Below are 12337 nucleotides of genomic sequence, written 5' to 3'. Positions count from 1 at the left end.
CACATGCGCCGCGTTCTAGATGAACTTCTGCGCAACCTTGGCATTGAAAAAAGGGTCAAGGAGCAGATGGCAATCGCCCTCTGGCCCCAGGCAGTCGGGGAGCGGATTGCGCAGGTCAGTACCCCGGTGCGAATACGGGATGGGATTCTTTTCGTGAGGGTGGCCAGCAGTACCTGGCGCAATGAGCTCGTTTTTCACAAGCGCGAGATTCTCAAGAGGGTGAATGAGGCAGTTGGCAAGGCTGTCATCGAAGATATCCGTTTTCAATGAAGGACGGGATGTGCGTGAGAAGGTGGTGGAGAGTGAGGTGACGAACGGCGAGCGCTACGATGCCAGCCACATTCAGGTCTTGCGTGGTCTGGAGGCGGTGCGGCGCCGACCGGCCATGTATATTGGGGATGTGTCAGTGCGGGGGTTGCACCACCTTGTCTATGAGGTGGTGGACAATAGCGTGGACGAGGCGGTTGCCGGCTTTTGCACGCAGATCGACGTCACGCTCAACAAGGACGGCAGCGTGACCGTCGAAGACGATGGCCGAGGGATTCCCGTGGACCTTCACCCGACGCAGGGCAAGTCCGCGCTGGAAGTGGTGATGACCATGTTGCACGCCGGCGGCAAGTTTGACCGGAAGGTCTATAAGGTCTCCGGGGGCTTGCACGGAGTTGGCGTCTCGGTGGTGAACGCCCTTTCGGAGTGGTGCGAGGTGGAGGTGCGGCGCGATGGCCGGGTCTACGTGCAGCGTTACGAGCGGGGGGAAGCGGTCACGCCAGTGCGCGTGAAGGGAAGGCGAAAGGGCCCAGGCACGAAGACTACCTTCATGCCTGACCGAGAGATATTCCGCAAGCGAAACTTTAGCTTTGAGATCATCGCCGAGCGGCTACGCGAATTGGCCTTCCTCAACAAAGACCTGAAGCTCACCCTCACTGATGAGCGAACCGGCCGCAAAGAGGTTTTTCGCTACAAAGGCGGGTTGGTGGCCTTTGTTGAGTACCTTGACCAATCACGAGACCCAATTCACCCGCGTCCCATCTACATTTCCGACCAGAAGAACGGCGTCCCCATAGAGGCGGCCATCCAGTACAACACCTCCTACATGGAGAACATCTTCACCTACGTCAACAACATCCACACTACCGAGGGGGGAACCCACCTCGTGGGATTCAAGACGGCCCTGACGCGTACCTTGAACAACTATGCAAGCCGGCATAACCTGCTCAAGAATCTCGAAAACAGCCTCAGTGGCGAAGATGTGCGCGAAGGGTTGACGGCGGTTCTCAGCATCAAGGTTTTGGAGCCCCAATTTGAGGGACAGACCAAGACGCGGCTCGGGAACAGCGAAGTGCGGGGGCTGGTGGAATCGGCAGTGGGTGAGGCTCTCAACGAGTACCTCGAGGCCAATCCCAGTGTCGCGCGCAAGATCATCGAAAAGTGCGTCAGTGCTGCTCGCTCGCGCGAAGCAGCGCGCAAGGCTAAGGAACTGACCAGGCGCAAGACCGCCTTGGAGGGCGGAACTCTCCCTGGGAAATTGGCCGACTGCGCCAGTCGTGACCCTGCCGAGTGTGAGCTTTTCATCGTGGAGGGTGACTCGGCGGGCGGCTCGGCAAAGCAGGGACGCGATCGACGCTTTCAGGCCATTCTGCCGCTCAAGGGGAAGATTCTGAACGTCGAAAAGGCCCGCATTGACAAGATCCTGGCTAATGAGGAGATCAAGACGATCGTGTCGGCCATCGGTGCAGGTATTGGCAACGATGAGGTTGATGCCGCCAAGAGCCGCTACGGCAAAATCATCATCATGACCGACGCTGACGTGGACGGGGCGCACATCCGCACCCTATTGCTGACCTTCTTCTTCCGCTATCTTCGCCCGCTGATCGAACAAGGCATGCTGTACATCGCGCAACCGCCCCTCTACCGGGTGGCCAAAGGAAAAGAGGAGCGCTACGTGTACGACGAAGAGGACCTGGACAAGGTTCTGGAGAGTCTTGGGCGAGATGGGGCGGACGTACAGCGCTACAAGGGGCTTGGCGAGATGAGTCCGCAGCAGTTGTGGAGCACCACAATGGATCCTGCTTCGCGCACCATGCTGCAGGTGACGATCGAAGAGGCTTACGACGCCGACCGCATCTTCTCGGTGCTGATGGGCGACAAGGTTGAGCCGCGACGCAAGTTCATCGAAGAGAACGCGCGCTACGTACGGAACCTTGACGTGTAGTGGGTTGTGGAGAGGGAAAGGCGGAAGGGAACATGGCCATAAGTGAGCAGGAAAAGATCATCCCCATCTTCATCGAAGAGGAGATGAAGGACGCGTACATCGACTATTCCATGTCGGTGATCGTGTCCAGGGCATTGCCGGATGTGCGCGACGGTCTCAAACCTGTGCACCGACGCGTGTTGTTCGGTATGCGGGAGCTAAACCTCGGTCCCAACGCCCCGTACAAGAAGAGCGCGCGTATCGTTGGCGAGGTGCTCGGCAAGTACCACCCGCATGGTGACGCGGCAGTGTATGAGACGCTGGTGCGAATGGCGCAGGACTTTTCCCTGCGTTACCCCTTGGTGGACGGCCAAGGAAACTTTGGCTCCATTGACGGCGATGCGCCGGCAGCCATGCGGTATACCGAGGCACGTCTGGCGCCCATCGCCGAGGAAGTGCTTCGCGACCTCGACAAAGAAACGGTGGACTTTGTCCCCAATTTTGACGAGTCTCTGAAAGAGCCCACGGTTCTGCCTTCGCTTCTGCCGAATCTCCTGGTCAATGGCGCATCTGGCATTGCCGTGGGGATGGCCACCAACATTCCGCCGCACAACCTGCGCGAGGTGGTTGAAGCACTCCTGCACCTCATCGATCGGCCTGCGGCTTCGGTGCAGGAGCTGATGCAGTTTATTCAGGGGCCGGATTTCCCCACCGGCGCCATCATTGTCGGGAGCGATGGGATCGCGGAAGCCTATGCCACCGGGCGGGGGCGCATCGTGGTGCGCGCCAGGGCCAGTATCGAAGCGCAGCGTGGTGGACGGGAGAATATCGTCATCTCAGAAATTCCCTACCAGGTGAACAAGACCACGTTGATCGAGGCGATCGCCGAGCTGGTGCGCAACCGCAAGGTGGAAGGGATCAGCGATATCCGCGATGAGTCCGACCGGGAGGGGCTGCGGATCGTACTGGAGCTGCGGCGGGACGCCCCCGGCAAGCAGATTTTGGAGTACCTGTATCGGCACACGCAGATGCAGACCACCTTCGGGGTCATCATGCTTGCCCTGGTGGATGGCGTGCCGCGCATTCTCGACCTCCGGCAGCTGCTGCAGCACTTTCTTGACTTTCGCCACGAAGTTGTGGTGCGCCGAACCAAGTTTGAACTGGACAAGGCCGAGAAGCGTGCCCATGTGCTGGAAGGGCTCAAGGTGGCGTTGGACAATTTGGATGCCCTCATTGCCTTGATCAGGCGCTCCCGCGACCCCGAAACTGCGGCGGCCGCTCTAATGAGGCAGTTCCGCCTCAGCGAGATTCAGGCACAGGCCATCTTGGACATGCGTCTGCAGCGCCTCACCGGCCTCGAGCGCAAGAAGATCGAAGAGGAGTACCGGCAGACGCTCAAGAAGATCGCTTACCTCAAAGGCCTCTTGGCGAGCAAGGCGAAGCGCATGCAGCTCATCAAGGAAGAGCTGGCGCAACTGCGCGACCAGTACGGCGATCGGCGCCGCACGGAGATAATCGCCAGCGCAGAGGACTTTTCCATTGAGGAGATGGTTGCCGAAGAGGCAATGGTCGTGGTGGTCTCGCTGCGCGGTTTTGTCAAACGCATGGCAACATCGGCCTTTAGGCGAGAGATTGCGGCCTCCTGGCCTGCGGTTGTGGCAGAAGGAGCCGAGGATTGGCCAGCACAGTTTGTGGCCGCCGACACGCAGGCGCAGCTCCTCTGCTTTACCAACACCGGTCGCTGCTATTCTCTCCGGATACTGGACATACCAGTGGGCGGCAAGTGCGCCCAAGGCAAGTCGCTGGGCCACCTCCTCGGTCTTGGCAAGGAAGAGGAGGTGGTCGGCTGCTTCCCGGTGAAGGAGTTTAGCGAGGACTACACGGTGCTTCTGGTCACCGCGCAGGGTCAGGTGAAAAGGGTGGCGCTCGCCGCCTTTGCCAGCCTGCGGCGCAGCGGTGCCGTGGCTATTGGCCTTCGGGAGGGAGATGAACTCCGCGCGGCGCACTTGTGCCTGGGGAAGGAGCATGTCTGGCTGGTGACCGCCCACGGGCGGGTGCTGCGCTTTGCGGTGGAAAGTCTGCGCCCCATGGGGAGGAGCGCGGCCGGCGTGCGCGGCATCACCTTGGCTGCTGACGATGCAGTGGCGACAGCCCATGTGGCCATGGGTGAGCCGTTGCTGCTCATCGTCGGCGAGCGGGGGCAGGGGCGCCTGCTTAAGGCAAAAGACGTGAGGCCCATGGGCCGCGCCACCAGGGGCGTCATGGGGCGCAAGGCCTCCTCGAAGAGCGGGCTCGTGGCGGCCGCCGCGATCGTCCGCGCCCCGGGCGATTTGATTGTAGTCACAGGTAACCAGAACAGCGTGGCCTTGCGCACTGCAGGAGAACTGAAGCAGCAAGGGCGGTTGCTTGAGCTGAAGGCCAACGAGCGCGTCGTGCGGGCCGCAGCGCTGCCCCTTCCTCACGGGGTGGCCTGAGCCCACAGGGGTCAAGGGGACTGCGGAGAAAAGGCGTGGATTCGGCACTGTGGCAGAAGGACAAGGAGACGATTTCCGACCTCCTGGTGCGGCGCATCATTGGCCAGGAGGACAAGGAGACGTTCACCTACGATGAGCTGCTGCGCAAGCCGCTGCCCGATTTTCTGCGGGTGCACATCAAGATGCAGGCCCGGCGTTTCCTCCAGGAAGAGAAGCCAATGTCCTGGAACCCCTCTGCCCGCTACAAGTTCGACGACCCAGAGGTGCGCGAGGCAGTCGAACGCATGTTGGGCACCCTCCTTCTGAAGACCCGTTTCAGCCGCAGCGAAATCAAGCGCTGGATCGAGTTGGGGGTCAATTTTCAGGTGGACGTCTTGGTGCGTCCCAGGCAGGCGCTGGCCAATCTCCTTTTCCGTCGGCACCCGGTGCGGCACAAAGAGGAGATCGCGCGAGCCATTGAGCAGCTGGCCGATGGCCGCCCGTACCTCAGCGCGCTGGCGCAACTGATTCTCCAGGGGCCGGAGAAGGTCGAGGTGACCACCTTTGAGCAGTTGGCCAGGAAAGCGGAAGAGCAGACCTACGGCACAAAGCCGTTGGCGTCTTTTATGGCCGACGTGGCCAGGTTGGAGAGTTTCTTCCGCCTCTCTGGCCATACCAATGGTGAGGTCCTGCGTACCGAGCAATTGGTCGGCATGTTGCGCGCCCGGGACTTGCCCGATATCGCCGACAGGATCGGTGAGTTAGCCATCAGTCAGGGGACCGAGTATTGGACGCTCGATCAGATTGAAACGGCCCTTGAGCGCCAGCTCCTGTTGCGCGGCCTGCGGGAGGAGGATAACGGCGGCGACGAGAAAGTCCTGACCGACGAGGGGCGTGGCGAGCGCCCGCGGGGTACGCGCCCTGATCAGCTCTTGCTGGAGGCAATCCATGACGCCCGGACGGCCATGGGCAGCGGCTTGTTGGAAGACCTCTTTGCCATTCCTGCGCCTCTTAGGCCGCAACGCGAGCCTGCGCCGCGGCGAGTCACCGCTCCCCGCCTGACTTTTGCCGGAGTCGAGGAGGACGATGCGGCCAGGGTGGTCGTCGATCGCAGGATCATCGAGCGGCAGCCTCCTGGCCCCTATCCGGCTCTGCGCAGCCTCATCACCAACAAGGACCGGAAGGTCTTTGTCAAAAAGCTCTTCGCCAATGACCGCGGTGCCTATCATGCCTTCATCGATCGGCTGGAGGCCATCGACCGCTGGAAAGAGGCCAAGGCGGCCATCGACGCCGAGCTGGCCCGCCGCCAAGTGAGCCCGTTTTCGCGCGAAGCCATGCGTCTGGGGGATATCGTCTTCAGTCGCTACTTTGCCAAAAAACCATAACCGGCCGTAGCCACCAACTGAGGGAGTCAATTATGAGGAAGCGAACCGTTGCGTGGATGCTCGCCGTCATGCTGCTTGTGGCGACGGTACTGAGCGTGATTGGCATAGTGGCCAGCGTCCCAGTGCCCGAAGAGGTGAGTACCAAGGGACGGGTCGCCCAAGTGGAGGGAATGGCAAAGAGGCGCGGGTTGCAGTCGGAGGATTGGGAGAACGCCTATCAGAACACGCTCGTGACCGATGGTGACAAGGTGCGCACATTCCGGCAGTCGCGTGCAGAGCTGGAGCTCACCGAGCTGGACCTGGTGCGCATGGCGCCGCAGACCACCATCGACATCCTCCGCCTCTACGAGGAAAAAAAGGCCCAGAAGCGCAACGTGGCTATTGCCGTGCAAGAGGGGGATATCTGGGCAAGCGTGGATGGGGAAGTGGGGGAGGTGGACTTTAAGATCAAGACGCCGAAGGCTGCTGCTGCCATCACCGGAACCACCCTGCGGCTTGGTGTGGCCAGCGACTCCACCACCGAGCTGCGCGTCTACCGCGGGGAGGTGAGCGTGACCAATGCCCCGGAGCGCACTGACCTGAAACCGCAGTTCATCGCGCCGCCGCAACAGGTGCCGGGACCCTACGAGGTCCCAGGGCCCCGCGAGGTATCGCTGGAGGAGTGGTTTTACATCGTCAAGAGCATGCAGAAAATCAAGATTGACAAGAACGGCCGCATTGTCCAGGCCGGCTCCTTCAGCACCAGCGACCCCGAAGAACAGAGCGAATGGGTGCGCTGGAACATGCGCCGTGACCAGCAGCGTCGTCCGCAGCCGCAGCGGTGAGCCGAGGGCTCTGCGTCGCAGGGGTCGACGACCCGGCTCTCCTGGAGCTGTTCGTCGCGGGTGGGCAGGCACAACCGCTCGAGGGGATAAGGGAGGCCGATGGCTGCTCACGCTCGCACGACCGCCCAGATGAGCCGTGAAAACTTCCATTCAGGCGAGTTTCTCCTGCGCCGTTTCGTTTCCAGATCGTTAAGGTTCTTCTGGGCTATGGGCCTCCCGCGCCGGCTGCCTGCCGCGAGGTTCACTGGCCTTTTCTGTTGGTCCCGTCAGCAGCTCGGATGGCCAATCGGGCGGGGGCTCGCTGGGCGAGACCCAGCGCCTTGCCACCTGCTCAGAAGTCGAGACCCGCAGACAAGTAATAGCACGAGCGTCCGTCGCTGGTGCGGCCGTAGCCCAGGGAGAGGGGTCCCACCGGCGTGCGCGCTTTGATGCTGGCGCCGAACGAGTGGAGAAAGTCGCTGAGCTTCACGTCGAGGGTGAGGCGCCAGACGGCTCCCACGTGGTAGGCTGCCGCAAAGTACCAGGGGAATGGTCGTCGCCAGGGGAGCACCGCTCTGTACTCAACGCCCGCCACAATCATGTGCCGGCCAACTCCTTCCTCCAGCCGCAACCCAGGAAAAGAGTCCTCGCCTCCTATCTTGAACTGCTCGGAAAAAGGCGTGCTGTTATCGCTGCTCCCCCAGCGCACGCTCGGATGAAAGGTGTGACCCGGCAGGAAGGTGTGCCAGGTAGCCAGGGAGGAATAGACACGGGCAAACGAAATCGGGGCGCCGGAGGTGGTGCCGGCCGCGTATTCGTAGTAGAAGACCTGATGTTTGCCCGCGGTGGGCAACGGCAGCTGGTCGCGCGTATCCACAAGGCTGCGCAAGGCGATGCTACGAAAACTAAGGATGCCGGTCTGGTACAGCCGCCCACCCAGCGGGCTCATCGTCATGTGCTCCGCCCGGACCTGCACTGACAACGTGCCCAGCCGCTCCAGTTGGTGCCCGAGGCTGGCGAAGGCGCTGAAGCTCCCCTGCCGATACTGCCCCACCTGGTGGTGCCCGGCGTACGTGAAGCGCTCCTTCTGCACATAGCCCAGGTCCAAGGCAAGGGTGGTGTAGCTGGCCCCAAGCCTGTCCAGGCGGCCTGAGAGCTTTACCCCACGGTCATGCCGTCCAACCACGCCGAGGCAGGAGGCAGTGGCCCCCACCCCGAGGACGTTCTGTTCCGCGACTTCGGCTGCCCCGCGTAGACCCCGATCCTGGTCATAATGGCTGCTCATCCTGACCACGCGGTAGGGCCGCTCTTTGACCCTCACGAGGAGGGCGTATCCGTTGTCGTTGCGGGCGGTGGCAAACGAGACGTTCTCGAAAAAGCCCGTGGCATAGATGTTGGCCATGTCCCGCTTGGCTTCCTGCACATTGAACGCTTCCCCTGGGCGGAGACGTATCTCGCGGAGGATGACGTGGCGCTTGGTGCGCGCATTGCCTTGTACAAGCACCTGATTGATGTGCCCCTCGTCAAGGTGAATGGTGACCACGCCAGTGGACGTGTCGCACGAGACATCGGTAATGCGCGCCAAAGAGAAGCCGTGCCGCCGATACAAGGCGAGCAGCCGGCGGAGGTCTCGCGTGGCTCGATGGTGGTTTATCGGCAAGCCGAAACGCGATTCCACTGCGTGCAGGAGGACGGAGTCGGGGAGCACGTCGTTGCCCCGGAACTGGATTCCCCGCAGCGTAGGGTGCGGCTGCAGGTGAAACAGCGCGACCGCGCGCCCGTGGAGGGTGTCTACCTCCGCCCAGGCGTCGGCGAAGTAGCCAGTCTCGTACATTCGGCGCAATGTTCCGGCCACGTCAAGCACGGCAGGGACAACCGGAAGCGATGGCACCAGCTGCGCGACCGCAGGTGGTGCGTCGACCACGGCGATGCTGTCCACCCACATGGGCGGCGCGAGCTCCTTATCCTTGGCGGCCAGCTCGGCGAGACGGCGCTGGATCTGGCCAATCTGCTGCTCCGCGCGAGCGCGCCCGATTTCGCGGAGCTCCTCGAGGTTGGTGACCTCAGTGGAAGTGCGCACAAGGTCCGCAAAAGAGATGACCACATCCGCTTCCGCCAGCATCTGCCGATTGCGTTCCACCTGCATGATGCTGGTCACCTGGTCGGCAACTTCCCAGGGCATGTTCATCTGGTCTGCGCGGCGCAGCGGCGAGGTGGTATCCACTGCGATCACCAGGTCGGCTCCCGCAGCCCGCGCCTCCGCCACCGGGATGTTATCCACCAGACCGCCGTCCGCCAGCAAAGCCTGACCCTGCTCCACAGGCGTGAAGAGGAGGGGCACGGCGATTGAAGCCCGCATGGCTTCCACCAAGTCGCCGTGGCGCAATACCACTTTCTGGCCAGTGATGAGGTCGGTGGTAATAATCCTTAGCGGTACGCAGAGTGAGTCAAAGTTGGCGATGTGGCCCCAGGGGGCTCCCATGCACAACTCGGAGAGAATGGCATTGAGCTGTTGGCCGCGGGTGATGGCTTGGGGCAGGTATGGTTTCAGTCCCTTGAGCCGGATTTCGACGAGGTGGCGCGCCCGCTCCTCCTTTTGCCCCACAAAGAGCGCGCTGCGCGGCGGCGCGTCCACCAAGATGGTGCGCCAGTCCACCGCCGAGATGCTTGCCCACAACTCCTCGGGCAGATACCCCGCCGCGTAGAGCCCACCCACCACGCTGCCACTGCTCGTGCCCACCACCAAGTCTATGGGCACGCGCTGTTCCTCGAGGACTTCGAGGACGCCTATCTGCGCCAGACCACGCAGTCCGCCGCCGCTGAGGGCAAGGCCCACGGTGGGGCGCGCGAGGGTGCGATAGGGGACAAATGAGGCGGGCGGCTCCACTTTGCCCCCGAAGGAGAGGTGCACGGTGGCCACCGGCAGCGGGGACTGGGCGCGAGAAGCCCCCCAGAAAAGAAGGCTCACCAGGAGCAACAGTGGCCCAGCGCGGCGTAGGTAGGCCATGGGCCTGCATCTCCGGCAGAAGGTCTGTGCGCCAGGACTTTCCGCCCCGGTGCCGCTCACGCCTGCTCCATCTCCGCCTTCAGGCTCTTTTCGATCTTGGCCCAGGTGTCGCGGAGAGTGACTGTGCGGTTGAACACGAGCCTGTCCTCCGTGGTGTCCGGATCGACACAGAAGTAGCCCTGGCGCTCGAACTGACAGCGGAACCCAGGCTTGGCACCAGCCAAGCTCGGCTCCACCTGGCACGAGGTCACCATTTCCAGTGAATTCGGATTCAAGAAGCTCTTCCAGTCAACGCCCTCGGGCACCTCTCCCGGGTCCGGCACGGTAAAGAGGTGGTCGTAGAGCCGCACTTCTGCTAGCAAGGCATGAGCAGCAGAGACCCAGTGGATGGTCGCCTTCACCTTGCGCCCATCCGGCGAGTTGCCGCCTCTGGTCGCCGGGTCGTAGGTGCAATGCACCTCGACGACCTGGCCTTGCGCGTCTTTGACCACATCCAGGCACTTGACGAAGTAAGCATAGCGCAAGCGCACCTCGCGCCCAGGAGCAAGACGGTAGTACTTGGGCGGCGGCACCTCTCGGAAGTCGTCCTGTTCGATGTACAAGACCCGTGAGAAGGGCACCTTGCGGGTGCCCATGTTGGGGTCCTCTGGGTTATTGATCGCCTCCAGCTCTTCGGTCTGACCCTCTGGGTAGTTCAGAATAACCAGCTTCAGAGGACGGAGCACGCCCATGACGCGCGGGGCGCGGCGATTGAGGTCCTCGCGCAGGCAATGTTCCAAGAGCGCAATGTCCACGGTGCTCTCGCGCTTGGCCACCCCGATCCGCTCGGCGAAACTTCTGATGGCCTCCGGAGTGTAGCCGCGGCGGCGCAATCCCGAGATAGTGGGCATGCGGGGATCGTCCCAGCCACGTACATAGCCGCCCTGTACCAACTCCAAGAGCTTGCGCTTGCTCATCACTGTGTAGGTGAGGTTGAGGCGTGCGAATTCGATTTGCTGTGGGTGGTAGATGCCCAACTGATCGAGGAACCAGTCGTACAGAGGGCGATGATCCTCAAACTCTAAGGTGCAGATGGAGTGCGTGATCCCCTCGATGGAGTCCTCCAGCCCATGCGCCCAGTCGTAGGTGGGGTAGATGCACCATTTGTCGCCGGTGCGATGGTGCCGAGCGTGCAGAATGCGATACATGACCGGGTCGCGCATGTTGAGGTTCGGCGAGGCCATATCGATCTTGGCGCGCAGCACGCGAGACCCGTCGGGGAATTCGCCAGCCCTCATCCTGCGGAACAGGTCCAAGTTCTCCTCCACCGAGCGCTCGCGGTAGGGACTGTTTTTCCCAGGCTCGGTGAGGGTGCCACGATACTCGCGGATCTGTTCGGCACTGAGGTCGCACACGTACGCCTTGCCCGCTTTGATGAGCTGTTCCGCCCACTCGTACATCTGCTCGAAATAGTCGGAAGCAAAGTACAGCCGATCCTCCCAGTCAAAGCCCAACCAGCGCACGTCTTCGATTATCGCCTGGACGTATTCTTCCTCTTCCTTGGTGGGATTGGTGTCGTCAAAGCGCAGGTTACACTTGCCGCCGAACTCCTCCGCGAGGCCAAAGTTGAGGCAGATGGACTTGGCGTGGCCGATGTGCAGGTAGCCATTCGGCTCGGGCGGGAAGCGGGTGTGCACCCGGCCGCCAAAGCGGTTGTTCTTCAAGTCCTCCTCAATGATGGCCCGGATGAAGTTGGGACTGCGCGGGGTCTCTGGCCTTTCGTTTCTTGCGCTGCCCTCATCCCGTTCCGGTGCTGCCATAGTAGTCATCCTCCCGAGTACCTGGTCTTGGTCCATTCGCTAAAGACAATGGCGAGGAAGCATCGTGTCATTGGAACAAAGACGCGCGGTTTAAATGTATCAAATCGCCCCATTACTGTCAAGGTGGAAAGCTTGCCTTGGGACAACGGTTGCCGAGGATGAGCCAGGGGAGCACTTCACCACTGTTGCCGGACCCCGAGCCCGCAGGACCTTGCTCCGCCAGGACTTGTTGCTCATATGCCGCCTTCCCGGGGCCCGCGACAACCTGCTGGAGGTTGCCGTGTCTGCGCAGGGGCCTCCGGCCTTGTGCCAAGGCTTTTGTGCGACAAAGGGCCTCGGCTGTCTTCCTCGGGCTCTGCCTGGGGACGGGGCACTACCCTCCCGGATGAGAGGGGAGCTGGTGGCAGTCGCGCAAATGCGACCTGCCCTGCGGGCGGGAGGCAAAAGCAGGGTCTGCGCTCGAAGATGAGTGAAGCAGAAGTGGAATCAAAGTCGAATTAAGGTGAAGTGGAGCAAAGGTCGACCAGTGGCAGGTGTAACCCCAAAATAAAGGGGCAGGCGGAGTAACCCTGCACGTGTGCTGTACATTGTCTCGCCTGGCCGCTAAGCAAATCCTCCAACCCGTGCCCTGCCAAAATTTCGCAGCTCCTCAGGCGAGTTTGCGCATGAATGTGGGCATCCTTAGGCGGCCGAGCCAGT

7 protein-coding genes are annotated in these 12337 nt (G+C 61.9%); 5 read left to right on the top strand and 2 right to left on the bottom strand.

Translation table 11 applies throughout. The annotated features are described in order from the left end of the window. The first annotated feature begins 3 nt into the window (after nt 1-3). From NUW13_14135 to NUW13_14115, 5 genes are read left to right on the top strand one after another with little or no spacing between them, the layout of a single operon-like run. A complete protein-coding gene (locus tag NUW13_14135; protein ID MCR4440157.1) occupies nt 4-270 on the top strand; it encodes a DUF721 domain-containing protein in 267 nt (88 codons plus the stop codon). 37 nt (nt 271-307) lie between these two features. Beyond that, the gene (gyrB, locus tag NUW13_14130) at nt 308-2212 is read left to right on the top strand and encodes a DNA topoisomerase (ATP-hydrolyzing) subunit B (GenBank protein ID MCR4440156.1); all 1905 of its coding nucleotides are present in this window, start codon (nt 308-310) and stop codon (nt 2210-2212) included. 32 nt (nt 2213-2244) lie between these two features. Next, on the top strand, nt 2245-4665 hold the full coding sequence (gene gyrA / locus NUW13_14125; GenBank protein ID MCR4440155.1) for a DNA gyrase subunit A: 2421 nt from the start codon (nt 2245-2247) through the stop codon (nt 4663-4665). A 35-nt stretch (nt 4666-4700) separates the two neighbouring features. Beyond that, entirely contained in the window at nt 4701-6029 is a 1329-nt protein-coding gene (locus NUW13_14120) for a hypothetical protein (GenBank protein MCR4440154.1), read from the top strand. A gap of 32 nt (nt 6030-6061) precedes the next feature. Continuing rightward, nucleotides 6062-6853, top strand: a complete 792-nt coding sequence (locus tag NUW13_14115; protein MCR4440153.1) for a FecR family protein — start codon at nt 6062-6064, stop codon at nt 6851-6853. A gap of 331 nt (nt 6854-7184) precedes the next feature. On the opposite strand, the gene NUW13_14110 is transcribed toward NUW13_14115, so the two are convergent. Together NUW13_14110 and NUW13_14105 are read right to left on the bottom strand one after the other, a co-directional pair. Then, entirely contained in the window at nt 7185-9839 is a 2655-nt protein-coding gene (locus NUW13_14110; protein MCR4440152.1) for a patatin-like phospholipase family protein, read from the bottom strand. Between the two features lie 56 nt (nt 9840-9895). After that, on the bottom strand, nt 9896-11638 hold the full coding sequence (locus tag NUW13_14105; protein MCR4440151.1) for a glutamine--tRNA ligase/YqeY domain fusion protein: 1743 nt from the start codon (nt 11636-11638) through the stop codon (nt 9896-9898). Nucleotides 11639-12337: the final 699 nt, after the last annotated feature.

The sequence above is a fragment of the candidate division KSB1 bacterium genome (genome assembly GCA_024655945.1).
Lineage (GTDB): Bacteria > Zhuqueibacterota > Zhuqueibacteria > JANLFK01 > Oleimicrobiaceae > Oleimicrobium.
This window is presented reverse-complemented; position numbering and strand designations above follow the sequence as displayed.